This is a genomic window from Rugamonas apoptosis, from assembly GCF_014042355.1.
In the GTDB taxonomy this organism is placed as follows: Bacteria; Pseudomonadota; Gammaproteobacteria; order Burkholderiales; family Burkholderiaceae_D; genus Rugamonas; species Rugamonas apoptosis.
Map to the genome: position 1 here is coordinate 453818 of NZ_JACEZU010000001.1, position 26845 is coordinate 480662.

28 protein-coding genes are annotated in these 26845 nt (G+C 64.8%); 16 read left to right on the plus strand and 12 right to left on the minus strand.

The features are described 5' to 3' along the window. Positions 1-126: 126 nt before the first annotated feature. Both H3H39_RS01985 and H3H39_RS01990 read left to right on the plus strand, forming a co-directional pair. Complete coding sequence (locus H3H39_RS01985) at positions 127-552, plus strand: organic hydroperoxide resistance protein (protein WP_182151573.1); 426 nt, start codon at positions 127-129, stop codon at positions 550-552. Between the two features lie 108 nt (positions 553-660). Continuing rightward, on the plus strand, positions 661-1113 hold the full coding sequence (locus H3H39_RS01990) for a GNAT family N-acetyltransferase (RefSeq protein ID WP_182151574.1): 453 nt from the start codon (positions 661-663) through the stop codon (positions 1111-1113). An 89-nt stretch (positions 1114-1202) separates the two neighbouring features. On the opposite strand, the gene H3H39_RS01995 is transcribed toward H3H39_RS01990, so the two are convergent. Both H3H39_RS01995 and H3H39_RS02000 read right to left on the minus strand, forming a co-directional pair. Further along, positions 1203-2090, minus strand: a complete 888-nt coding sequence (locus H3H39_RS01995) for an FKBP-type peptidyl-prolyl cis-trans isomerase (RefSeq protein WP_182151575.1) — start codon at positions 2088-2090, stop codon at positions 1203-1205. 113 nt (positions 2091-2203) lie between these two features. Beyond that, complete coding sequence (locus tag H3H39_RS02000; protein WP_182151576.1) at positions 2204-4081, minus strand: potassium transporter Kup; 1878 nt, start codon at positions 4079-4081, stop codon at positions 2204-2206. A 220-nt stretch (positions 4082-4301) separates the two neighbouring features. Between H3H39_RS02000 and rarD the strand changes: the two genes are divergently transcribed. Next, a complete protein-coding gene (rarD, locus tag H3H39_RS02005) occupies positions 4302-5189 on the plus strand; it encodes an EamA family transporter RarD (protein WP_182151577.1) in 888 nt (295 codons plus the stop codon). 197 nt (positions 5190-5386) lie between these two features. Beyond that, a complete protein-coding gene (ettA, locus tag H3H39_RS02010) occupies positions 5387-7054 on the plus strand; it encodes an energy-dependent translational throttle protein EttA (protein WP_182151578.1) in 1668 nt (555 codons plus the stop codon). Positions 7055-7172: 118 nt separating this feature from the next. Here ettA and H3H39_RS02015 read toward each other — a convergent pair whose 3' ends face one another. Further along, entirely contained in the window at positions 7173-7760 is a 588-nt protein-coding gene (locus H3H39_RS02015; protein ID WP_182151579.1) for an outer membrane beta-barrel protein, read from the minus strand. Between the two features lie 212 nt (positions 7761-7972). Beyond that, a complete protein-coding gene (locus tag H3H39_RS02020) occupies positions 7973-8569 on the minus strand; it encodes an alpha-ketoglutarate-dependent dioxygenase AlkB family protein (protein ID WP_182151580.1) in 597 nt (198 codons plus the stop codon). A gap of 43 nt (positions 8570-8612) precedes the next feature. On the opposite strand from H3H39_RS02020, the gene H3H39_RS02025 reads away from it, so the two are divergent. After that, complete coding sequence (locus H3H39_RS02025) at positions 8613-9200, plus strand: putative pterin-binding protein (RefSeq protein ID WP_182151581.1); 588 nt, start codon at positions 8613-8615, stop codon at positions 9198-9200. Between the two features lie 25 nt (positions 9201-9225). Here H3H39_RS02025 and H3H39_RS02030 read toward each other — a convergent pair whose 3' ends face one another. From H3H39_RS02030 to H3H39_RS02055, 6 genes are all read right to left on the minus strand, one after another. Continuing rightward, positions 9226-9588 (minus strand): hypothetical protein, encoded by a 363-nt coding sequence (locus H3H39_RS02030; RefSeq protein WP_182151582.1) that lies wholly within the window; start codon positions 9586-9588, stop codon positions 9226-9228. A 266-nt stretch (positions 9589-9854) separates the two neighbouring features. Then, a complete protein-coding gene (locus tag H3H39_RS02035; RefSeq protein WP_182151583.1) occupies positions 9855-10682 on the minus strand; it encodes a Rossmann-like and DUF2520 domain-containing protein in 828 nt (275 codons plus the stop codon). Then, positions 10682-11266 (minus strand): DUF924 family protein, encoded by a 585-nt coding sequence (locus tag H3H39_RS02040; protein WP_182151944.1) that lies wholly within the window; start codon positions 11264-11266, stop codon positions 10682-10684. The genes H3H39_RS02035 and H3H39_RS02040 overlap by 1 nt, the downstream gene beginning before the upstream one ends. Positions 11267-11294: 28 nt before the next feature. Further along, positions 11295-12041, minus strand: coding sequence for an MgtC/SapB family protein (locus H3H39_RS02045; RefSeq protein WP_182151584.1), 747 nt, complete (start codon positions 12039-12041; stop codon positions 11295-11297). A gap of 58 nt (positions 12042-12099) precedes the next feature. Beyond that, complete coding sequence (locus tag H3H39_RS02050) at positions 12100-12357, minus strand: hypothetical protein (RefSeq protein WP_182151585.1); 258 nt, start codon at positions 12355-12357, stop codon at positions 12100-12102. Continuing rightward, on the minus strand, positions 12354-14168 hold the full coding sequence (locus H3H39_RS02055; RefSeq protein WP_182151586.1) for an aminopeptidase P family protein: 1815 nt from the start codon (positions 14166-14168) through the stop codon (positions 12354-12356). The genes H3H39_RS02050 and H3H39_RS02055 overlap by 4 nt, the downstream gene beginning before the upstream one ends. Before the next feature lie 306 nt (positions 14169-14474). Here H3H39_RS02055 and H3H39_RS02060 point away from each other — a divergent pair, with 306 nt between their 5' ends. Further along, complete coding sequence (locus H3H39_RS02060; protein ID WP_182151587.1) at positions 14475-14723, plus strand: DUF4160 domain-containing protein; 249 nt, start codon at positions 14475-14477, stop codon at positions 14721-14723. Then, the gene (locus H3H39_RS02065) at positions 14710-15135 is read left to right on the plus strand and encodes a DUF2442 domain-containing protein (RefSeq protein WP_182151588.1); all 426 of its coding nucleotides are present in this window, start codon (positions 14710-14712) and stop codon (positions 15133-15135) included. Before H3H39_RS02060 ends, H3H39_RS02065 begins: the two co-directional genes overlap by 14 nt. A 66-nt stretch (positions 15136-15201) precedes the next feature. On the opposite strand, the gene H3H39_RS02070 is transcribed toward H3H39_RS02065, so the two are convergent. Further along, positions 15202-15888, minus strand: a complete 687-nt coding sequence (locus tag H3H39_RS02070; RefSeq protein ID WP_182151589.1) for a Crp/Fnr family transcriptional regulator — start codon at positions 15886-15888, stop codon at positions 15202-15204. A 164-nt stretch (positions 15889-16052) separates the two neighbouring features. On the opposite strand from H3H39_RS02070, the gene H3H39_RS02075 reads away from it, so the two are divergent. From H3H39_RS02075 to H3H39_RS02110, 8 genes are all read left to right on the plus strand, one after another. Then, positions 16053-17999, plus strand: a complete 1947-nt coding sequence (locus H3H39_RS02075; RefSeq protein WP_229217854.1) for an AMP-binding protein — start codon at positions 16053-16055, stop codon at positions 17997-17999. A 14-nt stretch (positions 18000-18013) separates the two neighbouring features. Continuing rightward, a complete protein-coding gene (locus tag H3H39_RS02080; protein WP_182151591.1) occupies positions 18014-18835 on the plus strand; it encodes an ABC transporter ATP-binding protein in 822 nt (273 codons plus the stop codon). After that, complete coding sequence (locus tag H3H39_RS02085; RefSeq protein WP_182151592.1) at positions 18836-19738, plus strand: branched-chain amino acid ABC transporter permease; 903 nt, start codon at positions 18836-18838, stop codon at positions 19736-19738. An 11-nt stretch (positions 19739-19749) separates the two neighbouring features. Beyond that, a complete protein-coding gene (locus H3H39_RS02090) occupies positions 19750-20814 on the plus strand; it encodes a branched-chain amino acid ABC transporter permease (RefSeq protein ID WP_182151593.1) in 1065 nt (354 codons plus the stop codon). A 62-nt stretch (positions 20815-20876) separates the two neighbouring features. After that, the gene (locus H3H39_RS02095; RefSeq protein ID WP_182151594.1) at positions 20877-22178 is read left to right on the plus strand and encodes an ABC transporter substrate-binding protein; all 1302 of its coding nucleotides are present in this window, start codon (positions 20877-20879) and stop codon (positions 22176-22178) included. A 74-nt stretch (positions 22179-22252) separates the two neighbouring features. Next, the gene (locus tag H3H39_RS02100; protein WP_182151595.1) at positions 22253-23095 is read left to right on the plus strand and encodes an ABC transporter ATP-binding protein; all 843 of its coding nucleotides are present in this window, start codon (positions 22253-22255) and stop codon (positions 23093-23095) included. A gap of 41 nt (positions 23096-23136) precedes the next feature. Beyond that, on the plus strand, positions 23137-24396 hold the full coding sequence (locus tag H3H39_RS02105) for a phenylacetate--CoA ligase family protein (protein ID WP_182151596.1): 1260 nt from the start codon (positions 23137-23139) through the stop codon (positions 24394-24396). A gap of 107 nt (positions 24397-24503) precedes the next feature. Continuing rightward, positions 24504-25079 carry a hypoxanthine-guanine phosphoribosyltransferase gene (locus H3H39_RS02110; RefSeq protein ID WP_182151597.1) on the plus strand — a complete coding sequence of 192 codons (576 nt, stop codon included), beginning with the start codon at positions 24504-24506 and terminating at the stop codon, positions 25077-25079. A 72-nt stretch (positions 25080-25151) separates the two neighbouring features. Here H3H39_RS02110 and H3H39_RS02115 read toward each other — a convergent pair whose 3' ends face one another. Continuing rightward, on the minus strand, positions 25152-25760 hold the full coding sequence (locus H3H39_RS02115) for a LysE/ArgO family amino acid transporter (protein ID WP_182151598.1): 609 nt from the start codon (positions 25758-25760) through the stop codon (positions 25152-25154). An 85-nt stretch (positions 25761-25845) separates the two neighbouring features. Here H3H39_RS02115 and H3H39_RS02120 point away from each other — a divergent pair, with 85 nt between their 5' ends. Next, positions 25846-26739 carry a LysR family transcriptional regulator ArgP gene (locus H3H39_RS02120; RefSeq protein ID WP_182151599.1) on the plus strand — a complete coding sequence of 298 codons (894 nt, stop codon included), beginning with the start codon at positions 25846-25848 and terminating at the stop codon, positions 26737-26739. Positions 26740-26845: the final 106 nt, after the last annotated feature.

Sequence of the window (26845 nt, forward strand, 5' to 3'; positions counted from 1 at the left end):
ACGCAGACCTGCCCCGGACTGGCCGACACGCTGGCCTGAACCGGTGGACGCGCAGCGCTTCATATTGCAAATAAGTAGTACACGATTTAATCGAACGCAGTCTAACTCTCGCTAAAGGAAATCATCATGTCGATCAAACAAGTTCTGTACCGTGCCAACGCCAAAGCCACCGGTGGCCGTGAAGGCCGTGCCGTGTCCTCGGACGGCGTGCTGGATGTGAAACTGACCACGCCCAAGGAACTGGGCGGCGCCGGCGCCGTCGGTACCAACCCGGAACAACTGTTCGCGGCCGGCTACTCGGCCTGCTTCATCGGCGCCCTGAAATTCGTGGGCGGACGCGACAAGATCGCTGTGCCGGCCGACGTGTCGGTGGAAGGCACGGTGGGCATCGGCGCCATCGAGACGGGCTTCGGGATCGAAGTGGAACTGAAAATCTCGCTGCCGGGCCTGGAACGGGCGCAAGCGGAACAACTGGTGGCGGCAGCTCACATCGTGTGCCCTTACTCGAACGCCACCCGCGGCAACATCGACGTCACGCTGACGCTGGTATAAGCCAGTCCGGCGCCTGCCGCACGGCCACGCCGGCCGTGCGGCGTCCTGCCCTGCCCGATTCGCCGCGCTGCCTTACAATTGTTGCCTTACCCTGGAAACGAGGCACACATGATCGACTGGCAATGGCTTGCATTCAACGATATCCCCGGCGCTGACCTGTATGAAGTGCTGTATCAGCGCCAGCAAGTGTTTGTGCTGGAGCAGCAATGCCTGTATCCGGACATCGATGGCTACGACCTGGCCGCCCGCCACCTGCTGGGCTGGCGTATGGTCGATGGCAAACGCCAACTGGCCGCCTATCTGCGCTGCCTGGCGCCAGGCGCCAAATACGAGGAAATGTCGCTGGGCCGCGTGCTGACGACGCAAGCGGCGCGCGGCGGCGGCATCGGCCGCCAGCTGGTGGAACAGGGCATACGGCTGGCGGAGCAACAGCATCCCGGCCACCACTTCCGCATCGGTGCCCAGGCCCGGCTGGAGCAGTTCTACGCCAGCCTGGGATTCAAGACTGTCACCGCGCCGTATGACGAGGACGGCATCTTGCACATCGACATGGTGCGCTGAAGGCCTGGCGCACGCGGCGCCAAAAAACAAGGGCGGCCACACGGGCCGCCCTTGTCACATGTCCGCGCGGGGCGCGGCATGGCGTTTATTTATTTCACGCTCACCAGTTCGATATCGAACACCAGCGTCGAATTGGCGGGAATCGCCACGAAGTTAAAACCGTTCACGGCGGGCAGCGCGGCCTGCGCCACGCTGCCATAGCCCAGGCCGGGAGGAATGATCAGCGTGCGCTTGCCGCCCACCAGCATGCCAGGCACACCCTGGTCCCAGCCGGGGATAACCTTGCCAGCGCCCAGCACGAAGTCGAACGTGGCGTTCCTGATCACCGAGCTGTCGAACACGTCGCCCTTGTAGTCGGGGCGGCTGCCGTCATACAGATAGCCGGTGTACTTGACCGTCAAGGTCTTGCCCGCGACCGCCGTGTCGCCCGTGCCCACCGCCGTGTCCACACTCTTCAGCACGGTCGGCGCGGCCACGAAGACCGGCACGCTGGCCTTGGTCACGCTCACCAGTTCCACGTCGTACACCAGCGCCGCATTGGCGGGGATGGCGGCGTAGGTGATGCTGCCCACGGAAGCGGCGGCCGTCTTGCTGTTGGCGCCATACGCCAGCGATGCCGGCAGGACCAGCGTACGCTTACCGCCCACCTTCATGCCCAGGATGCCCTGATCCAGACCGGCCAGCCACTGGCCGGTGCCCAGCGTGAACGCGACCGGTGCGTTGCGGTCGACCGAACTGTCGATCTTGGCGCCCTTGAAATCGGATTTCGAGGCGTCGTACAGCCAGCCCGTATAGCTGATCACCAACAGGTCATTATTGGCCGCTTCCGTGCCGGTGCCGGTCACGATATCGGCCTTCTGGAACGCGGGTTGCGCCACGACCGGCGTGGTGGCGGCCGGCGTGCTGGAACCGCCGCCGCAAGCCGTCAGCGTCAGCCCGACGGCGACGGCAGCGATAAGTTGAAACATCGATTTCATGGTTACCTTTGTGTTGTGGGGTCGAATAGATGCGCGCCGCCGCGCGCCGATCGGAGCAGAAGTTTAGCAGACTGCGCCTGTTCCGCTCCGGGCCCTACATTCCGTTACATTTTTTAGATTTCCACCTGGGTGCCCAGCTCGATCACCCGGTTGCTTGGAATCTGGTAGTAGTCGGCCGCGCCGCGGGCATTGCGCGACATGGCCACGAACAGGTGCTCGCGCCATGGCGCCATGCCGGCGCCGGGGGTCGAGATCACGGTCTGGCGGGCGATGAAGAACGACGTCTCCATCATCTCGAACGGCAGGCCGTGGTTGGCGCACAAGGACAGCACGCGCGGGATGTCCGGCTCGTCCTTGAAGCCGTAATGCACATTGAGCTGGAAACAGTTGTGGCCCAGGTCGACGATCTTGATCTGTTCCGCTTCCGGCACGTACGGTTCCTCGATGATGTGGATGGTGAAGAACACCACCCGCTCGTGCAGCACCTTGTTGTGCGACAGGTTGTGCAGCATGGCATGCGGCACGCCATCGCTTTCGCCGCGCAGGAAGATGGCGGTGCCCGGCACGCGCGTGGGCGGCGCCACGAACAGCGAGGACAGGAAGTCTTCCAGCGGAATGGCGTGCTTCTGCAAATTCTGGAACACCAGCCCACGGCCGGCGCGCCAGGTCAGCATGACGATGAACAGCACCGAGCCCAGCAGCAGCGGGAACCAGCCGCCATGGAACAGCTTGAGCGCGTTGGCCGAGAAGAACAGCACGTCGATCAGCAGGAAGAAGCCGGTGGCGGCCCAGCACAGCAGCAGGTTGATCTGCCAGCGGTAGCGGATCACGAAGAAGGTCAGCACCGTGGTGGCCAGCATGGTGGCCGTGACGGCGATACCGTAGGCGGCCGCCAGGTTGTCGGACGAACCGAAGCCGATCACGGCCAGCAGCACCACCACCAGTTGCAGCCAGTTCACCATCGGCATGTAGATCTGGCCGATCTCGCTGGCCGAGGTGTGCAGGATGCGCATGCGCGGCAGGAAGCCCAGCGCGATGGCTTGCTTGGTCATCGAGAAGGTGCCCGAGATGGTCGCTTGCGACGCGATCACCGTGGCCAGGGTCGACATGGCCACCAGCGGATACACGCTCCAGGCGCCCAGCTGCTGGTAGAACGGGTTGGAGATGGCGTCGGGATGGGCCAGCAGCAGGCCGCCCTGGCCCAGGTAGTTCAGCGCCAGCGACGGGAACACGATCAGGAACCAGGCCATGCGGATCGGCTTCTTGCCGAAGTGGCCCATGTCGGCGTACAGCGCCTCGGCGCCGGTGAAGGCCAGCACCACCGCGCCCAGCGCGATAAAGGCGATGAAGCGGTTGGCCAGCACGAACTGCAAGGCGTGCCACGGATTGAGCGCGGCCAGGATCTGCGGCGCGGCGATAATGTTGACCACGCCCATGGCGGCCAGCGCGGCGAACCACACTATCATCACGGGGCCGAACCAGCGGCCTATGCCGGCCGTGCCGTGCTGCTGCAGCGCGTACAGGGCCACCAGCACGGCGATGGTGAGCGGCACCACGTAGGGTTTGAGGGCCGGGGTCGCCACTTCCAGGCCTTCGATCGCCGACAGCACGGAAATGGCGGGCGTGATCACGCTGTCGCCGTAGAACAGGGCGGCGCCGAACACGCCGCACAGCATCAACTTGTAGTGCAGGCCGGGCGATTTGCTGACGGAATTGAGCGCCAGCGCCATCAGGGCCATGATACCGCCCTCGCCGCGGTTATCGGCGCGCAGCACCAGGGTCACGTACTTGAGCGAGACGATGATGGTCAGACCCCAGAAAATCAGGGAAATCACGCCCAGCAGGTTGGCCGGGTTGAGCGCCAGGCCGTGCTCCGGCGAGAAGATGGTCTTGAGGGTGTACAGCGGGCTGGTGCCGATGTCTCCATACACGATACCGATGGCGGCCAGGGTCAGGCCGACGAGATTGCTCTTCTTGTGATGCGCGGTCAAGATTGCACCTGTTGTTGTTTTGGTGCATTGCACAATAGGATATGTATTAGCAAATAGCAAGAATATTTTGACATGCTGTGGCGTTCGTAGCGATGCGAATCCCGCAGTGTACGCTGGCCGTGGCAAAGTGGAAACTGCCGCGTTATCAGGGGCCGTCAGCGGGCCTGCACCATTTCGGGGATAATGACAGGCCTTGCCTCGCGCCCTCCCCCGCCACACCATGAACACCGGAATTATCTACGCCGCGCTGGCGTTTCTCGTCTGGGGCCTGTTCCCTCTGTATTTTCACGCCATCGGTGAAGTGACGCCGCTGGAAATCCTGGCCCACCGCATGGTGTGGTCGCTGCTGTTCCTGGCCATCGTGCTGACCGTGCGGCGCCAATGGGGCTGGCTGCCCAAGCTGCGCCAGCAGCCCAAGGTGCTGGCCAGCTTCGTGGCCAGCGCCATTTTCCTCAGCAGCAACTGGTTCATTTATATCTGGGCCATCAACAATGGCCATGTGCTCGACTCCAGCCTCGGCTACTTCATCAATCCGCTGGTCAACGTGCTGCTGGGCTTGCTGGTGCTGAAGGAAAAGCTGCGGCGCGGCCAGTGGCTGGCCATAGTCGTGGCCGGCTGCGGCGTAGCCTGGCTCACCTGGCAGGGCGGCCAGTTGCCGTGGATCGCGCTGCTGCTGGCGGGCACTTTCGGCGTATATGGCCTGCTGCGCAAGACGGCCGCGCTGGCCGCCCTGGAAGGCTTGTCGCTGGAAACCATGCTGCTGTTCCCGCTGGCGCTCGTTTACCTGGGCTGGCTCGGCTGGCATGGCCAGAGCACCTTCCTCAGCACGCCGCACGACAGCACGCGCTGGCTGCTGGTGGCGGCCGGCCCCATCACGGCCATTCCGCTGCTGCTGTTCGCGGCCGGCGCGCGCCGCATTCCGCTGTCCGTGCTGGGCCTGCTGCAATACATCGGCCCCACAGGGCAGATGCTGCTGGGCGTATGGTACTTCCACGAAACGTTCACGCCGGCCCGGCTGGCCGGCTTCGCCGTGATCTGGGGCGCGCTGGTGCTGTACGTGGCCGAAGGGTTGTGGCTGATGCGCCGCCCCGCGCCCTTGCCGTGCTGAAAAATCGGGGACGTAACACAATATTCCCTTGTGGATAAATGGTGTTACGTCCCCGATTTGCGGGACGGTTTCTTCGCCGCGGTCAAGGACAGCCTTGCCGCGGCCCGGGTTTTTGGCGCATGGCGGCCGTTTTTGTGTATGCTGTCACCCTTCCCCGTTTTTCCACCCGTTTTACCGTTTTCTAACCGAGATTTTCAATGGCAAATTACGTCTATACCATGAACCGCGTGGGCAAAATCGTCCCGCCCAAGCGCCAGATCCTGAAAGATATTTCGCTGTCCTTCTTCCCGGGCGCGAAGATCGGCGTGCTGGGCCTGAACGGCTCCGGTAAGTCGAGCTTGCTCAAGATCATGGCCGGCATCGATACCGACATCCAGGGCGAAGCACGCCCCATGCCGGGCCTGAACATCGGCTACCTGCCGCAGGAACCGCAACTGGACCCGGAACAGACCGTGCGCCAGGCCGTCGAAGGCGGCCTGGGTGAAGCGTTCGAGGCGCAAGCCAAGCTGGACGCCGTGTACGCGGCCTACGCCGAGGAAGACGCCGACTTCGACGCGCTGGCCGCCGAACAGGCCCGGCTGGAAGCCATTATTTCCGCCTCCGACGGCGGCAACCTGAATCTGCAACTGGAAATGGCGGCCGACGCGCTGCGCCTGCCGCCATGGGACGCCAAGATCGGCGTGCTGTCGGGTGGTGAGAAGCGCCGCGTGGCGCTGTGCCGTCTGCTGCTGTCCAAGCCCGACATGCTGCTGCTGGACGAGCCAACCAACCACCTGGACGCTGAATCGGTGGAATGGCTGGAGCAATTCCTGCTGCGCTTCCCTGGCACCGTGGTGGCCATCACCCACGATCGCTACTTCCTCGACAACGCCGCCGAGTGGATTCTGGAACTGGACCGCGGCAGCGGCATTCCATGGAAAGGCAACTACAGCTCGTGGCTGGACCAGAAGCAAGCCCGCCTGAAGCAGGAAGAGGCGACGGAATCGGCACGCCAGAAAGCGCTGCAGAAGGAATTGGAATGGTCGCGCCAGAATCCCAAGGCGCGCCAGGCCAAGTCCAAGGCCCGTCTGGCCCGCTTCAATGAACTGAGCGAGCACGAATACCAGAAACGCAACGAAACCCAGGAGATCTTCATCCCCGTGGCCGAGCGCCTGGGCAATGAAGTGATCGAGTTCAAGAACGTGTCCAAGTCCTTCGGCGACCGCATGCTGATCGACAACCTGTCGTTCACCATTCCGGCTGGCGCCATCGTCGGTATCATCGGCCCCAACGGCGCCGGTAAGTCGACCCTGTTCAAGATGATCACCGGCAAGGAAACCCCGGACAGCGGCGAAGTGGTGATCGGCAAGACGGCCAAGGTGTCCATCGTCGACCAGCACCGCGATGCGCTGTCGGACGGCAAGACCGTGTTCGAGGACGTAACGGGCGGCGCCGACATGCTCAGCGTGGGCCGCTTCGAAATGCCGTCGCGCGCCTACCTGGGCCGCTTCAACTTCAAGGGCGGCGACCAGCAAAAGATCGTCGGCAACCTGTCGGGCGGTGAACGCGGCCGTCTGCACCTGGCCAAGACGCTGCTGATGGGCGGCAACGTGCTGCTGCTCGATGAACCGTCCAACGACCTGGACGTGGAAACCCTGCGCGCGCTGGAAGATGCGCTGCTGGAATTTGCCGGCAGCGTGATGGTGATCTCGCACGATCGCTGGTTCCTGGACCGTATCGCCACCCACATCCTGGCGTTCGAAGGCAACTCGCAAGTGACCTTCTTCGACGGTAACTACCAGGAATACGAAGCCGACAAGAAGAAACGCCTGGGCGAAGAAGGCGCCAAGCCCAAACGTATCCGCTACAAGCCACTGACGGTGTAAGCCTCAGCGCTGAACGGAAAAGGCACGGTGCGCAAACACCGTGCCTTTTTTTGTTGCCCGGGAGCCGGAACGGCGCTCCCGTTTCTAAGTCGCAGCTGCGTGAGGCGCGAGGGGTGGCTTAGAAGTTGTAGCGCAGACCGCCCGTGATGGCGCCGGTCTTGCGGCCCTGATCGTTGTCGTTCTTGCCGTAGTGTTCATATTCCAGCGACAGCGAGACGTTCTTGTTGAGCGCGTACTCGCCGCCCACGGAGGCGTACAGCGCGTTCTTGTTGCCGCTGCCGCCGTAGGCCGCCGCCGCGCCCGTCGCGTCCACGCTGTTGTGGTTGCGTGCCACGCCCAGCTTGCCGAACACATTGACTTGCTCGTTGACGGGCATGCTGGCCTTGCCGGCCACATAGAACGAATGGGCATCGCTTTCCAGGCGGCCGTTGGCGCCGTTCAGCGTGTAGTTATAGCTCTGGCTGCCGAAGTTGGTGTAACCACCTTCCACAGCGAAGGTCTTGTCAATGTTGTAGCCGGCGAAGATCTTGCCGCTGGCCTTGTTGCCGCTGTGGTCATCCGTGGCGGACGTGACGGGCACGTCGAAGTTGTAGCGGCTGCCGACCAGGCCGGCGCCCACATAGCCCGTGCCGGCATCGGCGGCATGGGCGGCCACGCCCGTCAAGGCGGTGGCGGAAGCAATCAATGCGAACAGAATCTTTTTCATTTGTTGGATCTTTCAGCAAAAAGTTGAGGGACTTGCCTGGGATCGCAGTTCTCTGAATTGCGATGTGACCAAGATATCAGTTAGGTCAGGCAACGTCCGTCCCGAATCCGTAAGAAGTGTGTCAAGTTGTAAGGCCGGGGGCGCGCACGGCGACCAGCCCGCCATGGCGGCGGATGCGTGCAATAGCGCGTAATTGGCGCAAATTAGATGAATTAAAGAATGCTGCGGAAAGTCAGGTTGACGCGCGGCCCGCACGGCGTGCGCTCCTTGTTGATGCCGTGGCGCCAGTGGCGCTGCAGGGTGCCGGCCATCAACAGCAGGCTGCCGTCGCCCAGCGCCAGCTTGACCGTGCGCGGCAAGCGCTTGTGCTTGAGGATGAAAGTACGCGGCGCGCCGAAGCTGACGGAGGCGATGGCCGGTTCCGGCCCCAGTTCCGCTTCATCGTCGCTGTGGAAGCCCATGCTGTCGCGCTCGTCACGGTAGTAATTGAGCAGCACGCTGTTGTAGCGCCGCCCTGTGGCTGCTTCGACAGCGGCCTTGATGGCCAGTTGCAAGGCCGTAAACGGCTGCGGTTCCAGCGTCATGCCGGAATAGCGGTAGCGGGCCTCGCCATACCAGGCCGTCAGGCGCGGCTGGGGGTGGGTCTTGCCCCACAAGGTAATCGATTCCGCGCGCCAGTCCGTTTCCGCGATCAGGCGCGCCAGCACCTGTTCCGGCGGCCAAGGCAAGGCCAGCCGCTGCTGGAACGCCAGTGCGCCATCCTCGATGGGAATGGGGGTCAGGCCGGTGGTGGCGTCAAACAAGTCCATGCGCGTTATGATAGCGGCATCCCATCAGCCGAGGACGCCACTCATGAAAAAACGCCAGTTCCTGACCGCCAGCGCAGCCGCCATATCGCTGCCCGTCTTGCGCGCCAACGCCGCCGCGCCCGCCCCGGCCTTGCGCGGACCGGCCCTGCTAACGGTGACAGGCGCCATGGTCCAGCCCAACCGCGGCCCGTTCGACCCGGTGACGGACCAGATGATGCACAAGCAAAAGCTCAGTTTCGACAAGGCCCATGCGTTTGACTACAACGCGCTGCTGGCCTTGCCCGCGTTCACCATCCGTCCCACGCTGGAATACGACGGCAAGCCGCACCTGCTGCGCGGTCCGGCACTGGTGGATGTGGTCAAGGCGGCCGGCGCCAGCCTGGCCGACAGCGGCAAGCTGGTGTTGCGGGCGGTGGATGGTTATGCGGCCACGCTGAGCCTGGCGCAAGCGCGGGCGCAACGCTACATCGTGGCCACCCATCTGGATGGCGCACCGATGGCGTTGGGGGGATTGGGCCCGCTATGGGCCGTCTACGATGCCGATCAGGTGCCGGAAATGGCCGCCAAACCGCTGCCGGAGCGCTTCGGTGCCTGCCCGTGGGCCCTGTACCACATCGAAGTCCAGGCTTGATGCCTGGACCGGGACCAGGCCGGGATCAGGCGTAGGCTTCGGCCAGCGTCATCACACGCGGGCTGATCTGGATGCCGATGCCGTTGAACAGGCTGGTGATGGCGGCCAGGTTGGCCTCGCATTCCTCGGCCTTCCAGCCTTTGAACAGGTCGGTGCCATCCTTTTGGAAATGCAGGTCCAGCACCTTGCCGCGGTCCTTGTGGGTGTAGCCGCCGCTGTAAGTGTTGTGGAAACCCATGGCGGCCAGGGCCGACAGCACTTCCGTTGGCTGGTTGTCCGGATCGGTGGCCAGGAAGACGCCGTAGGTCTTGCCTGGCGGCTTGGCGGCGATGTCCACTTCGTAGATGCCGGGCGCCTTGGTTACCGTCGTACTCTTCAGAAATAACATGTTCTTACCCCTATCCCTATCCTATAGGCGCTGGCTTGGGCCGCGCGCACGCTCACTTGTTTTTCTGATTGCCTGATTCGTCAACAAAAAGATTCCAGAGGACAAGCTTATTGCTAATTCCGGGGTTTGTCGACTAGTCCGGCCATTAATTTGCAAATTCGTATCTCCACGGCGGCAACGGCGCACGGGGACGGTCCTGCCTCTTGTTTAAAATATAGTTGTGAACTAGTAATTTGCAAGGGTGGCGCACGGGCTGCGGGCGCAAGCTAGCGGGATTTGCGGCGCGCCACGTCCGCCGTGGGCGCCACCAGCGCCTCGTACAGCGCGCCCGTGGCGCCATCCCACGCGGTCACGGCCTGCTGCTGGCGCGCCACGGTGGCGTAATCGCCGCGCGCCACCGGGCCGCTGAGCGCGGCCGGCGCGCCCAACCGGAACACATTGGCCAGCGTTTCCGTCGCCAGTGGCTTGGCCAGTTCACGCGCCACCGCTTCCGGCACACCGGCCGCCTGATAGGCGCGCAAGGCCGCGTCCAGCACCGTCACCAGGTAATTGCTGGCGAACACGGCCGCCGCGTGATACACCGTCTTGGCCGAGGCGTCGATGGCCACCGGCCGCGCGGCGATCGCTTCCAGCGCCGGGTTGAGGATGGCCAGCGCGTCCGCATCGCCCTCCACGCCGCAATAGGTGCCGGCGAAAGCGGCCGCCACTGCCTCGGGATCGGCGAAGCTGCGGATCGGGTGGACGCTGGCCACCAGCGCCCCGGCCGCGCGCGCGGCCTGCAACTGGTCCGAGGCCAGCGCGCCGCTGCAATGGCACACGACGGCGCCGGCCAGCGGCACCGCCTGGGCCAGCGCGGCGCAGGCGGGCACGATCTGGTCGTCGCCCACGGCCAGCAGGTACACGTCCGCCGGGCGCAAGCCATCCCAGCCGCCCGCAGCGCGGCCGGCGCCGATGAACGCCAGCGCCGCCTGGGCCGAAGCCGGTGAGCGGGTCAACACGTCGGCGATCTCGAAACAATGGGCCTGGGCCAGCAGGCGGCCGAACACGCGGCCCACATGGCCGGCGCCGATCAGGGTCAAGGTCGGACGGCGCATCAGAAACCCGATCCCGGCTGTTTCAGGAATTCCAGCTCCTGCGGCGTGGAGGGCCGGCCCAGGATGGCGTTACGGTGCGGGAAGCGGCCAAAGCGTTCGATCACCTCGCGATGCCGCTGGGCGTAACCGAGCATGCTCTCGAAGCCCGTGCCGGCCGCCGCCAGCCGCGTGAACAGGGCCACCGACTGGCGCTGCATGTCCACATCCTCGGCGTGCTCGAACGGCAGGTAGACAAAGGCGCGCTGCAACGGCGGCAGGGCCAGGTCCTCGTCGTCGTCCACCATGTCCTGCGCGGCCTGCAGCGCCAGCCGGTCGCCGGCGAAGGCGCGCGGCGTGCCGCGATAGACGTTGCGGGTGAACTGGTCCAGCAGCAGGATGCGGGCCAGCGCCGGCTGCGGGCCGCCCGCGTCCCAGTGGTGCAGGCCGCCGGCCAGCGCCTGTTCGATCAGGGGGCCGAACTGGCGCTCGATCTGGCGGTCGAAGGCGTCGTCCTTGCGGAACCATTCGGCCCGCGCGGCGCCGGCGCCGGGACTGCCGGCCGGCAGGAACCAGAAATCGAAGATCGCCTTTGCGTCCACGTTCATCATGTCGGCCTCCATCGGTGGGACTGCCTCAGTTGCGGGCATGCGATAGCTGGAAGCTGTCGATGCCGTCGAACACGGCCAGCTCGGCGGCCACCTGGGGCAGGGTCGAGCCGCTGCGCTTGCTGAGCGCGATGGCGACGAAGCGCCATTCCTGGGCGCCGCCATCGCTGCCGATCATCAGCGTGCCGCTGGCGATCTCATAGCCGCGCGCCAGCGCCATTTCGCGCAGCGCCGGTTCCTGCGGCATGTAGCCGGGCCGGAAGCGCATGGTGATGGCCACCGCATGGCGCGACGGCAGCCACGCCTCCACCTTGGACAGGAAGATCATGGACATCGCGCACAGCACGGCCAGGCCCATGGCCGACATATAGAAACCCACGCCCACCATCACGCCGATCACGGACGAGGCCCAGATCGAAGCGGCCGTGGTCAGGCCGCTGATGTTGAAGCCCTCGCGCATGATCACGCCCGCGCCCAGGAAGCCGATGCCCGTCACGATACCTTGCACGATGCGGGTGGGATCGGTGCCCATGGCCGACGGGATCACGTGGCCGCCGAACCAGAAATGGGGATAGCCGGTGATCACGGTCAGCGCGGCCGAGGCCATGCATACGAGGCCGTAGGTGCGCATGCCGGCCGCGCGGCCGTGGTAGGAGCGCTCGTATCCGACCAACAAGCCCAGCAGCAGCGCGCCGATCAGGTTGAGCAGGATGACGCCATTGGTGGCCAGTTCGCCCGAGGACCAATAGGCGATCAGGAAATCGATGGTGGGCATGATGGGCCTCTTGTCTGTGTTAGTTGCCTGGCGCGCGCCAGCGGGCGCGCCGTGGCGCTCAAGGCGCCTTCTTGTTCAATTGTTTTTCAAACGCCACATCGAGCTTGCTGATGCGCTTGGGCGTCTGCGGCCCCAGCCCGTTGACGAAGGCGACGAATTCGTCCAGTTCCAGCGGCGCGCACAAGGGCGGCAAGCCCGGTCCCTCGGTCAGGAAGAACAGGCCGGCGCCGGTGCGCGACATGGTGTATTTGGCATTGCCACTGCGGACCTTGAGGCGGTCGATGGCCGACGTGGCCCGGGTCGAACGGGCGCTCATACGGCCTCCGTGCGGCGTTCCAGCCAGGCCAGCGGCGCGCCCGCCAGATAGGGACGCAGGCGCGTGCGCACTGTGGCGTGGTAATCGTTGAGCCACTGGCGCTCATCGTCGCGCAGCAGGGACAAATCCACGCAGCGGGTGTCGATCGGGCACAGGGTCAGCGTTTCAAAACGCAGGAAGCTGCCAAATTCCGTGCTGCCCCCGTCCACATTGAGCACCAGGTTCTCGATCCGGATGCCCCACTGGCCGGGACGGTACAGGCCCGGTTCGACGGAGGTGATCATGCCCGGTTCCATGGCCGTATGCGGCTCCGGCATGGCGGTGGGCGAAATCGACTGCGGTCCCTCGTGCACGTTGAGGAAGTAACCGACGCCATGGCCGGTGCCGTGGCCGAAGTCCATGCCGGCCGCCCACAGGGGCGCGCGCGCCAGCGCGTCGAGCATGGGCGAGCGCGTGCCGCGCGGGAACTGGGCTGACGACAGCGCGATCACGCCCTTCAGCACCAGCGTGAAGTCGCGCCGCTGGGCGGCTGTGGCTTCGCCCACCGGCACCACGCGCGTGATGTCCGTGGTGCCGCCCAGGTACTGGCCGCCCGAATCGATCAGCAGCAGGCCGTCGCCCTCGATCACGGCGTGGGCCGCCGTGGTGGCGCGGTAATGCATGATGGCGCCGTTGGCGCCGAAACCGGCGATGGTGCCGAAACTGGGGCTGACGAAGCCGGGCCGGCGGGCGCGGGCGGCCGTCAGTTCACGGTCGATGTCCAGTTCCGTCAGCGGCGTGGCGCGCCGTTCGGCCAGGGCCGGCTCCAGCCAGGCGAAGAATTCGCACAGGGCCGCGCCATCCTGCTCCATGGTGTGGCGCACGTGGGCCGCCTCGGCCGCCGTTTTTTTCGACTTGGCGAACGTGGTGGGGTTGATCGCCTCCACCACCGCCACGCCGGCCGGCACGGCCTGGCGGGTGCCGTGGGTGACGCGGCGCGGGTCCAGCAGCAGCACGGCGCCGGCCGGCAGCGCGGCCAGCGCGGCGGCGGCTTCGGCATATGGCGCCAGCGTCACGCCATCCCGGGCCAGGGCCGCGCGCAGCGGCGGCGCGACTTTGCCATCGGCCACGAACAGGGTGGCGCCAGCCGTATCGACCAGGGCGTGCGACAGGAACACGGGATTGAAATTGACGTCGGCGCCGCGCAGGTTGAACAGGTAGGCGATATCGTCCAGCGTGGACAGCACGTGGTGGCTGGCGCCCTGCTCGCGCATGGCCTGCCGCAGCGCGGCCAGTTTGGCGGCGCGGCCCAGGTCCGCGTGCGGCGGCACATGTTCGAACACGGGCGCCGCCGGCAGCGCGCAACGGTCTGGCCACACCTCATCCAGCAGGTCCAGGTCGGTGCGCAGCAGCGCGCCTTTGCGCTCCAGCGCCTGGGCCAGCAGGCGGGCCGTGGCCAGGCCCAGCACGGCGCCGTCCACGGCCAGCGTCTGGCCAGCCAGCAGGTGTTCCGCCAGCCAGTCGATATACAGCACGCTGGCGCCGGAGGGAATTTTCATCAGCTGCACGGTGCTGCCGGCCAATTCCGTTTCGGCCTGGGTCCAGTAGCGGGCGTCGGTCCACACGCCGGCGAAGTCCAGGGTGATGATGAAGGTGCCGACCGAGCCGGTGAAGCCGCTCAGCCACTGGCGGCCTTGCCAGCGGGCGGGCAGGTATTCGGACAGGTGCGGGTCGGAGGACGGCACCATCAGCGCGTCGATGTGGTGGCGGCGCATGGCCTGGCGCAGCCGCGCGAGGCGGGCGGCGATGTCGGGACTGTCAGTATTGGACATGAAGTGGGTGCAAATCGTTTATACGGATCTGCCTGCGACGATGGTAGGTAGCTCTATGATACCGCGATTGCGGCTAGGGCAGAAGGCGGCCGGGACGGCTATGCATCGATGGCGCGCCGGTATCCATCACATCGTCGGAATGCCGCGCCTTTGCGTTAACGCATAAGCCAGGCACATCGATGCGGCTAATGTCTCCATTTCCGATGCGTTTTTTGAGGCGGAAATGGAAAACCGCTTATTTCCGCCAAACCGGTGACTGGCGCGGTTCTCTCGACGCATAACCAAAGCTAGTTGGGTTTATAATCAATGCCAACGCTACTGCATTTTCTTGGTCTGCGCGTAGTCGTCTTTCTCAACGACCATCGCCCAGCACATGTGCATGTCCTGGGCAACGGAATGGAAGCGGTATTTAATCTGGCTTGCCCGGACGGGCCGCCGCAACTGAGGGAAAACTACGGCTTTCCTCAAACAGCGTTATCGAAGATCGCATCGGCGCTGACAACAGAATTAAACCTGCTCTGCGCCAAATGGAGACTGATTCATGGCAATTACTGACCGTGCATACAAAGCAGCTAACCGGCGCGGGGCGGCCATCCAAGCCACGTTTCCCGCCGCCACGGCAGTTGGCTATGACCGGCGCAGCGCGCGCGTCATTATCAAATTGGCGTCAGGTCTGCACATCACCTTCGCACCGCGCGACGTGCAAGGGCTGGAGAACGCGCAGCCGGATGATCTGACCGACGCGGACATCAGTCCGTCCGGCCTCGGCATCCACTTTCCCAAGCTGGACGCTGACCTCTATCTGCCCGCGTTACTGGAAGGCTTTCTCGGCACGCAACGCTGGATGGCTGCCCAACGCGGCAAGGCCGGCGGCAGTGCGATAACGCCCGCCAAGGCTGCGGCAGCCCGTGAGAACGGCAAGCTAGGTGGCAGGCCGCGCAAGGAAAAGGCCACCTCCCCCAAATAGATGCGCTGGCACGCGCCAGCGAACAATACGCTCATTGCCGCCCGGCTGTCCGCCTGCACTTTCACCTCACGCCTCAAACCGCCGCAAGCCCTCCAGGTCCAGGATCCGTATCCCGCAGTAGTCGATGCTGAGCAGTCCCTGCTTCTCCAGCAGTTGCAACGCCTGGTTGGCGCGCTGGCGCGAGGCGCCCGACAGGAAGCCCAGCTCCTCCTGCGAAATCTGCACCAGCGGCTCCAGCCCCGGATACAGGTGGGAATTGAACATCGACGCCAGGCAGCGCGCCACCCGCGTGTCTACATTCAGCAGGCGGTCGTTCTCCACCATGCCGATGAACTGCCCCAGCCGTTCATTCAGCTGGATCAGCAGGAAGCGCGTGAACGGCAGGCTGTTCTCCAGCAGCCAGTGGAAGGTGGCGGCCGGCATGCGCGCGATGCGGCTGTCGCGCAGCGCCATGGCGTCGTACTTGAGGTGTTCGTTCTTGAGCAGCGAGCCTTCGCCAAACCAGCCGCCCGGCGGCACGCCCGTGAACGTCACGCTCTTGCCCGAGGCCGAGAAGTTGTTCATCTTGACCATGCCGCCCACGATACCCAGCCAATTTTCCACCATGTCGCCTTTGCGGCACACATAGCCGCCCTTGGGTACAAAAGTCTCGATGGTATCGGCTTCGACCCGCGCCATCTGCTCCGGCGTCAGGCAGTGGGCCCAGTTGGCTGCGCGTAACGCCTCCTTCAAGCTAAGTTGTTCTGTTTGCATTGTTGCATTGCACCATAAAAAAGTAGGGCAATTGTCGTCGAAAAGACATCCTGGCCCCTTCCATCAGGCTACTATCATCACACAAAAAGGGATGACGGGCCGCGATCCGGATGGCAATCCGCTAGCGCGCACGGCACCATAACAACAGACCGCAACAGGAGACACTGGTGCAAACTGAATTGGATACTTTCCCACGCCGGCTATTGCAGCATGGCGTAGACCGGCCGCAGCGGCCCGCTTTCCGCGAAAAATACCTCGGTATCTGGCAAAGCTGGGACTGGGCGCAAGTGAACGCGGAAGTGCGGGCGCTGGCCTGCGGCCTGGCCGCGCTGGGCTTCGAGCGCGGCATGCACCTGGCCATCATCGGCGACAACCGGCCCCGCTTGTACTGGGCCATGCTGGCCGCGCAAGCGCTGGGCGGCGTGCCCGTGCCGCTGTACCAGGACGCGCCGGCCGCCGACATGGCCTACGTGCTGGAGAACGCGGAAATCCACTTCGCCGTGGTGGAAGACCAGGAACAGGTCGACAAGCTGCTCGAACTGCGGGACGCCTACCCCGGCATCGCCCACATCGTCTACGAGGACGAACGGGGCATGCGCCACTACCGCCAGCCGGAACTGAGCGCCTTCGCCGCCGTGCAGGAACTGGGCCGGGCCTGGGACCGCGACCATCCCGGCGCCTACGAAGCGGCCATCGCGGCCGGCAAAGGTGCGGACCACGCCATCATGCTGTACACCTCCGGCACCACCGGCAAACCGAAAGGCGTGTGCCAGAGCCACACTTCCCTGCTCGCGGCCGGCACCGGCGGCGTCGGTTTCGACCAGCTGACGGAACGCGAAGACATCCTGTCCTACCTGCCCATGGCGTGGGTGGGCGACTGCCTGTTCTCGCTGGCCCAGGCCATGGTGGCCGGCTTCACCGTCAACTGCCCGGAATCGGGCGACACGGTGCTGACCGACATGCGCGAAATCGGCCCCACCTATTACTTCGCCCCACCGCGCATTTTCGAGAACATGCTGACCACGGTGATGATACGGATGGAGGACGCGGGCGCCATCAAGCGCCGCCTGTTCCACCACTTCATGGAGGTGGCGCGCCGCTGCGGCGCCGACATCCTGGACCGCAAGCCGGTGCCGCTGGCCGACCGCGCCACCTACGCGCTGGGTAACCTGCTGGTGTATGGCCCATTGAAGAACGTACTGGGCCTGTCGCGGGTGCGGGTGGCCTACACGGCCGGCGCGGCCATCGGGCCCGACCTGTTCCGCTTCTACCGCTCGATCGGCGTCAATCTCAAACAGCTGTACGGTTCCACGGAAACCTGTGCCTACGTCTGTTTGCAGCCAGATGGCCACATCAAGTTCGACAGCGTGGGCCTGCCCGCGCCCGGCGTGGAAGTACGGTTGGCCGACAACGGCGAAGTGCTGGTGCGCTCGCCCGCCACCATGGAGGGCTACTACAAGCGGCCCGACGCGACGGCCGAAGTGATCGACGCCGACGGCTATTTCCATACCGGCGACGCCGGCCTGTTCGACAGCGAAGGCCACCTGAAGATCATCGACCGCGCGGCCGACGTGGGCCGCATGCACGACGGCGCCATGTTCGCGCCCAACTACATCGAGAACAAGCTCAAGTTCTTCCCCTTCGTTAAAGAGGCGGTGGCGTTCGGCCATGCGCGCGACCAGGTGTGCGCCTTCATCAACATCGACATGGAAGCGGTGGGCAACTGGGCCGAACGGCGCGGCATCGCCTACGCCGGCTACACCGACCTGGCGGCCCATGCGCAAACCTATGAACTGGTGCGCGACTGCGTGGAGAAGGTCAACGCCGGCCTGGCCGCCGAGGCCACGATGGCGGGCACCCAGATCCACCGCTTCCTGGTGCTGCACAAGGAGCTGGACCCGGACGACGATGAGCTGACCCGCACCCGCAAAGTGCGCCGCAAGTTCATCGCCGAGAAGTACGCGGTGCTGATCGAGGCCCTGTACGACGGCAAGAGCTCGCAGTTCATCACCACCCAGGTCAAGTTCGAGGACGGCCGCACGGGCGCCGTCTCGGCCGACCTGAAAATCTGGGACTGCAAGACCTACCCTGCGGTCCAGGCAGCGGCATGACCGAGGACACCACCATGCAAATGAACGAAATCGAAGCGCATCTGGGCGCCAGCGCCGGCCGTCGCACCGGCCCCGTGATCCTGGACATGAAAAACATCTCGCTGTCCTTTGGCGGCGTGCGCGCGCTGACAGACATCTCCTTCAACGTCAAGGAACACGAGATCCGCGCCATCATCGGCCCCAACGGCGCCGGCAAGAGCTCCATGCTCAACGTGATCAACGGCGTGTACCGCCCGCAGCAAGGGGAGATCATCTACCGGGGCGAACACCGCCGGAATATGGATTGCTACGCGGCCGCCAAGTCCGGCATTGCGCGCACCTTCCAGAACATCGCCCTGTTCAAGGGCATGACGGTGCTCGACAACATCATGACGGGCCGTAACCTGAAGATGAAATCGAACTTCCTGCTGCAGGCGCTGTACTGGGGCCCGGCGCGGCGCGAGGAGATCGAACACCGCATCAAGGCCGAGGAGATCATCGACTTCCTGGAAATCCAGGCTATCCGCAAGACGCCGGTGGGCCGCCTGCCCTACGGCCTGCAAAAGCGCGTGGAGCTGGGCCGGGCGCTGGCGGCCGAACCGGAAATCCTGCTGCTGGACGAACCGATGGCCGGCATGAACGTGGAGGAAAAGCAGGACATGTGCCGCTTCATCCTGGACGTGAACGACCAATTCGGCACCACCATCGTGCTGATCGAGCACGACATGGGCGTGGTGATGGATATCTCGGACCGCGTGGTGGTGCTCGACTACGGCAAGAAGATCGGCGACGGCACCCCCGACGAGGTGCGCACCAACCAGGACGTGATCAACGCATATCTCGGGGTGGAACACTAAATGAACGTAAACTTTTTCTTCGAAGTGCTGATCGGCGGCCTGCTGTCGGGCGTGATGTACGCGCTGGTGGCGATCGGCTTCGTGCTGATCTACAAGGCCTCCGGCGTGTTCAACTTCGCCCAGGGCGCGATGGTGTTCTTCGCCGCCCTCACCTGCGTGGGCCTGATCGACAAGTTCGGCCTGTCCGTGTGGCTGGCGATCCCGATCACGATCGTCGTGATGGTCGTGCTGGGCCTGGCCATCGAACGGGTGGTGCTGCGCCCGCTCGTCAACCAACCCGAGATCACGCTGTTCATGGCCACCATCGGCCTGGCCTTCTTCATCGAGGGCCTGGCGCAACTGATGTGGGGCTCGCAGGTGCACAAGCTGGAACTGCCGATCGAGGACGTGCCGCTGCAATTCCTGCTCGATAAATTCAACATCATCGTGTCGCAGTTCGACGTGGCGGCGGCCGGCATCTGCGCCCTGCTGGTGACGGCGCTGGCCCTGCTGTTCGCCCGCACCAAGGTGGGCCGCGCGCTGCGCGCCGTGGCCGACGATCACCAGGCCGCGCTGGCCGTGGGCATTCCGCTGCAGCGCATCTGGGCCGTGCTGTGGTCCGTGGCCGGCATGGTGGCGCTGGTGGCGGGCTTGCTGTGGGGCGCCCGCAACGGCGTGCAGTTCGCGCTCACCTTTGTCGCGCTGAAGGCGCTGCCGGTGCTGATTTTGGGCGGCTTCACTTCCATGCCGGGCGCCATCGTCGGTGGCCTGATCATCGGGGCGTCGGAAAAGCTGGCCGAAGTCTACCTCGGTCCCATGGTCGGCGGCGGTATCGAGGGCTGGTTCCCTTACATACTGGCCCTGCTGTTCCTGCTGGTGCGGCCCGAAGGGCTGTTCGGCGAAAAAATCATCCGCAGAATCTGAGAGGAACGTCCATGTTCTACCGCGAAGCCGGACAATTCAAGACCAGCTACCAGGCCGATAACCAGATCTTCCCGATCCGCCAGGACCGCATCGCCCTTGCCGCGTTGCTGGTGGTGGCGCTGGCGCTGGCGCTGGCGCCCGTACTGGCCTCACCGTATGCGCTGTCAGCCATCCTGATCCCGTTCCTGATCTTCTCGCTGGCCGCGCTGGGGCTCAACATCCTGACCGGTTACGCCGGCCAGCTGTCGCTGGGCACGGCCGCCTTCATGGCCGTGGGCGCGTTCGGCGCCTACAACTTCGTGCTGCGCGTGCCCGGCATGCCGATCCTGCTGGCTTTCGTGCTGGGCGGCTTGTCGGCGGCGCTGGTGGGTATCGCGTTCGGACTGCCGTCGCTGCGCATCCGCGGCTTCTACCTGGCCGCCTCCACGCTGGCCACCCAGTTCTTCGTGCTGTGGTGCCTGACCAAGATCCCCTTCCTGACCAACAACAGCAGCTCGGGCGTGATCACGGCGCAGAAGATCACCATCCTGGGCTACGAATTCGACACGCCCGCCAGCAAATACCTGCTGGTGCTGGGCGTGGTGGCCGTGATGGCGCTGCTGGCCAAAAACATGATCCGCTCCAACGTGGGCCGCTCGTGGATGGCGGTGCGCGACATGGACGTGGCGGCCGAAGTGATCGGCTTCCGCCTGATGCGCACCAAGCTGCTGGCGTTCGCCGTCAGCTCTTTCTACTGCGGCGTGGCCGGCGCGCTGTACGCCTTCGCCTACCTGGGCACGGTGGAGCCGGAAGCCTACAACCTGGACCTGTCGTTCCGCATCCTGTTCATGGTCATCATCGGCGGCGTGGGCTCGGTGCTCGGCTCCTTCCTGGGCGCGGCCTTCATCGTGCTGCTGCCCGTGTTCCTGAACGTGCTGGCGCACGGGCTGGCCCTGCCCACCAACGTGGCGTCCAACCTGGAGCTGATGGTGTTCGGCGCCCTGATCGTATTTTTCCTGATCGTCGAGCCGCATGGCTTGGCGCGCTTGTGGCAAATCGGTAAAGAGAAATTGCGCCTGTGGCCGTTCCCGCATTGAACATCACTGAGCGCAATCATATAGCTGGTATATCCGTAGTCCGACTCTTGGAGGAGACAACAATGAAGTGCATCAAATCCCTCATGCTGGGCGCCGCGCTGGCGGCCAGTGCCATTGTTCCGGCCTGGGCCGACCAGTTCATCGCCCTGCCATCGTATCGCGTGGGGCCTTATGCGGCGGGCGGTTCCGGCTTCTACGGCGGCGTGATCGACTACTTCAACCTGGTCAACATGAACGGCGGCGTGAACGGCGTGAAGATCAGCTGGGAGGAATGCGAAACGGAATACAACCCCTCGCGCGGGGTGGAATGCTACGAGCGCCTGAAGACCAAGAACGGCGGCGCCACCATGGTCGAACCGCTGTCGACCGGTATCGCCTACGGCGTGCTGGATCGGCTGCCGCAGGACAAGATCCCCATGACGATGCTGGGCTATGGCCGCTCCGACGCGGCCAACGGCAAAGTGTTCCCCTATGTCTTCCCGCTCATCACCAGCTACTGGAACCAGGCCGCTGGCATGATCAAGTACCTGGGCGACAAGAGCGGCGGCATGGACAAGCTCAAGGGCAAGAAGATCGTGCACCTGTACCACGACTCGGCGTTCGGCAAGGAACCGTTGCCGGTGCTGGAGGCGTTGTCCAAGCAGCATGGCTTTGAACTGATCAAGATCGCCGTGCCGCCGCCGGGCAGTGAGCAGCAGTCGCAATGGTTGCAGATCCGCCAGGCCAATCCTGACTACGTGATCCTGTGGGGCTGGGGCGTGATGAATTCGGTCGCCATCAAGACCGCCCAGCGCAACGGCTTCCCGCGCGAGAAGATGCTGGGCGTGTGGTGGGCCGGTTCCGAGGAAGACACCGTGCCGGCCGGCGATGCCGCCAAGGGCTACAGCGCGATGACCTTCAACACTCCCGGCAACTATCCGGTGATGGACGAGATCCACAAGAAGCTGTATGACGCCGGCAAGGGCAACCTGGCCGACCGCAACCGCGTCGGTTCCGTGTACCACATGCGCGGCGTGACGGCCGCCATCCTGTGGGTGGAAGCGATGCGCACCGCGCAGGACAAATTCGGCAAGGGCAAGGCCGTCACCGGCGAACAACTGCGCTGGGGCCTGGAACACCTGAACGTGGACGAGGCGCGCGAGAAAGCCATTGGCGCCTTCGGCATGCTGCCGGTGGTGAAGACCAGCTGCGACGACCATGAAGGCTCGGGCGCCGTGAAGGTCCAGCAGTGGGACGGCAAGAAGTGGAACGCCATCACGCCGAACTGGGTGGTGGGCGACAAGGCGCTGACCCGCAAGCTGCTGGAGGATTCGTCCAACGCCTACGCAGCCGAGAAAAAAATAACGCCAGCCTGCGCGAAATAGCCACGCCATAGCTGTAACGCGCCCTGATGCGGGGAGTCCCTCCTCCTCCCCGCATCTTTTTTAACCAGCGAAGAATGACCATGAACACAGCCGCCGCAGCCGAAACCGTAAGCAGCCAGCCCTACCTGTCGGTCAACAACATCGAGGTGATCTACGACCATGTGATCCTCGTGCTCAAAGGCGTATCGCTACAAGTCCCGCAAGGGAAGATCGTGGCCCTGCTGGGCGCCAACGGCGCCGGCAAGTCGACCACCCTGAAAACCATTTCGACACTGCTGCGCGGCGAGCGCGGCGACGTCACCAAGGGCGAAGTCCAGTTCAAGGGCGAGCGGGTGGACCAGCTCACGCCCAATGAACTGGTCAAGCGGGGCCTGTCGCAAGTGATGGAAGGGCGCCACTGCTTCGGCCACCTGACCATCGAGGACAACCTGCTGACGGGCGCCTACACCCGCAGCCTGTCGCGCCCGCAACTGAAGGAAGCGCTGGACAAGGTCTACCACTACTTCCCGCGCCTGAAGGAGCGCCGCGCCAGCCAGGCCGGCTACACCTCCGGCGGCGAGCAGCAGATGTGCGCCATCGGCCGCGCGCTGATGGCCAAGCCGTCCATGATCCTGCTGGATGAACCGTCGATGGGCATCGCGCCGCAGATCGTCGAGGAGATCTTCGGCATCGTCAAGGACCTGAACCAGAAGGAGAACGTGTCCTTCCTGCTGGCCGAGCAGAACACCAGCGTGGCGCTGCGCTACGCCGATTTCGGCTACATCCTGGAAAACGGCCGGGTGGTGATGGAAGGTGCTGCCTCCGACCTGGCCAGCAACGAGGACGTCAAGGAGTTCTACCTGGGCGTGTCCGGCGCCGGGCGCAAGAGCTTCCGCGACATGAAGTTCTACCGCCGCCGCAAACGCTGGCTGGCCTGACATCACTGCCGAAAAAATTTGACTTCACACAAGGATTCAACATGGCCGATACGCTCGATAGCCTGGAGACGCGCGACCCCGTACAGCGCGAACGCGACCTGATGCAACGCCTGCCGCGCCTGGTGGCGCAGGCCCAGGGCACGCCCGGCTGGGCGCGCATCCTGCACGGCGTGCAGGCGGGCGACATCGGCAGCCGCGCCGCGCTGGCCCAGCTTCCCGTGACGCGCAAGTCCGGCTTGAAGGAACTGCAGCGCCAGCACCCGCCGTTCGGCGGCCTGAACGCCACCCCGGCCAGCCAGCTGGCGCGCATCTACATGTCGCCCGGCCCCATCTTCGATCCCGAAGGCGCGGGCCAGGACTGGTGGCGCTTCTCGCGGCCCATGTTCGCGGCCGGCGTGCGCCCGGGCGGGTTGATACAGAACTGCTTCTCCTACCACTTCACGCCGGCCGCCTTCATGGTCGAAGGCGGCGCGGCCCGCATCGGTTGCGCCGTGATCCCGGCCGGCGCCGGGCAGACGGAGATGCAGGTGCAGGCCATGGCCGAACTGCGGCCCGACACCTACATCGGCACGCCATCGTTCCTGAAGCTCATCATCGAAAAGGCACGCGAGATGGGCGCCGACATTTCCAGCGTGCGTAACGCCATGATGGGCGCCGAAGCGCTGCCCGAATCGCTGCGCGCGTGGTTCGTGCAGAACGGCGTGCCGCATGTGTTCCAGACCTACGCCTCGGCCGATATCGGCAGCATCGCCTATGAAACGGCCAGTGCCGGCGTGCTCGATCCAGGCATGGTGCTGGACGAGGAAGTGATCCTGGAGATCGTCCACCCCGGCACGGGCGACCCGGTGGCGCCGGGCGAGATCGGCGAAGTGCTGGTCACGCTGTTCAACCACGACTATCCGCTGATCCGCTTCGCCACGGGCGACCTGTCGGCCGAACTGGCGCACGCGCCGGCGGCGGGCGCGCGCACCAATACGCGCATCCGCGGCTGGCTGGGACGGGCCGACCAGGCCACCAAGGTGCGCGCCATGTTCGTCCACCCTTCGCAGGTGCACGACATCGCACGCCGCCATCCGCAGATCCACAAGGCGCGGCTGGTGGTATCTGGCCACATGGCGCAGGACGTGATGACGCTGCACTGCGAAGTGGACGATCCGCAGGCCGCCAGCGCCAGCCTGGGCGCGGCCGTGATCGATTCGATACGCGATCTCACCAAGCTGCGCGGCGAAGTGTGTTTTGCCGCGCGCGGCAGCCTGCCCAGCGACGGCAAGGTGATCGACGACGTGCGCGATTATCGCTAAACCACACTAGGTGCAGTGGCTGTGGCGCAAATCCAACTACCCCGACACGGTGGGATATGACGGATAATAGCGGGATTGTTCACCCGTTTTAGAAAAACTAGAAGATCATGCAAGACTTCCACCACAACCGCGCGCGCGCCCTGCTGGAAACGGCAGAAGAACTGTTCAACAAAGAGACCGTCGATGCCGCCGTCACGCGCATGGCCGACACCCTCAACACCCGCTTCAACGCGCCCGACAGCCAGGAATTCCCGCTGGTGCTGGGCGTGATGGGCGGCGCCGTCGTCTTCACGGGCAACCTGCTGCCGCAGCTGACCTTCCCACTCGAATTCGACTACATCCACGTCAGCCGTTATGGCGACGAGGACCAGGGCGGCCAGGTGGTGTGGAAAGTCGTGCCGCGTTCGAACGTGACGGGCCGCACCGTGATCGTGCTGGACGACATCCTGGACGAAGGCGAAACGCTGGCCCACGTCAAACAACGCCTGCTGGACATGGGCGCGTCCGAAGTGATCCTGGCCGTGTTCTGCGACAAGGCGATCGGCAAGGCCAAGCCATGCAAGGCCGACATCGTCGGCATCACCATCCCGAACCGCTTCGTGGTCGGTTTCGGCATGGACGCCTACGGCTACTGGCGCAACCTGCCCGGCCTGTGGGCCATCAAGACCGACAGCGAGAAGTAAGGCCTGCCGGCCAAAGGGTCAGACTCGCCGCTGTGGCGGCATGGTCTGACTCCAAGTTCACAAGCCCTGCGTTCATCCAATGAACAGCGACGCGGCGATGGCCCACATCACCACGGCGATCACGCCATCGAGCACCTGCCACGCCCGTGGCAACGCGAACACGGGCGCCAGATAGCGCGCGCCCAATCCCAGCCCACTGAACCAAGCCAGTGATGCCGCCATCGCCCCGGCCGCGAAATACAGGCGCCCATTGCCTGCCTGCTGGCCGCCGATGGAGCCGAGCAGGATCACCGTGTCCAGATAAACGTGGGGATTAAGCAGGCTGAATGCCAGCATGGCCGCCACCACCGCGCCGTGGCTGGACACGGCCGCCGCCTCACCCGCCACCAGCGCCGCGGGCCGCAGCGCGGAACGGGCCGCGCGCCAGCCATACGCGAGCAGGAACGCCGCGCCGCCTGTCTTCAACCACAACAACAATGCCGGCGCACCGGTGATCAGCTGCCCCATGCCCGCCACCCCGGCCGCGATCAGCGCCATGTCGCACACGACGCAGATGGCGACGCAGGTCAGCACGAACTCGCGCTTGAGCGCCTGCCGCAGCAGGTAAGCGTTCTGCGATCCGATCGCCACAATCAGGCTGCCGCCCAAGCCCAGTCCCTTCAAAAATGCCGTCGCCGCCATGTTTTCTCCTTCAACAGGCCGCCAGCTTACGGCCAGGGTGGATATAAGTATAATTAATAATATTGGATAAACATTAGAGAAACTAATGAGCGCAGTGGATTACCGGGGCCTGGCCGCCCTCGACGCCGTGATCGAGCATGGCAGTTTCGACAAGGCCGCCGTGGCCCTGTCGATCACGCAATCGGCCGTGTCGCAGCGCATCCGGCTGCTGGAGAACGACGCCGGCGAACTGCTGGTGGTGCGCACCCAGCCGCCGCAAGCGACGGAGGCGGGCCAGCGCCTGATCGCCCACTATCGCCAGGTGCGCCTGCTGGAAGCGGCCTTGAAGCAGCGCCCCGGCCAGGCCGACGAGCGGCCCGACATCGCCATCGCCGTCAACGCCGACAGCGCCGCCACCTGGCTGCAGGAAGCGGTGGCGCCGCTGCTGCTGTCGGACGCCTGCCTGCTGCGCATCCGCCTCGACGACCAGGACCACACACTGAGCCAGCTGCGCGAAGGCCGCGTGTTCGCCTGCGTCACCAGCGAAGCGACGCGGGTGGCCGGCACCACCGCCACACCGCTGGGCGCGATGCGCTACCTGTGCGTGGCCGCGCCCGCGTTCGCGCAGCGCTGGTTCAAGGAGGGCTTCACGCTGGACGCGGTGCAGAAGGCGCCGGCGCTGGTGTTCGACCGCAAGGACGCGCTGCTGGACCAGTTCCTCGGCCGCCATTTCGGCCAACCGGTGCGCTATCCGCACCACGCGCTATCGAGTTCCGAGGGATTTGTACGATTCCTGGAAGCGGGCTACGCCTACGGCATGCTGCCCGTGCTGCAATGTGAAGCGGCACTGCGCGCGGGCGCGCTGGTGGAACTGGCGCCCGGCGCCAGTTTGAACGTGCCACTGATCTGGCACGCGTGGGACATCCAGACCCCGCTCACGCGCCGCCTGACCGAGCAGGTGGTGACGACGGCCCGCAAGTGGCTGGAGCAGGAGGACTAGCCCACCAGCGGCCGCGCTGTCTAGCTGCCTAGCCGCCGCGCTGCCTCATTGCCTGGCTGTCTCGCTGCCGCGCTGCCGGCGCAAGACATCGATTCATTTGCCAAAA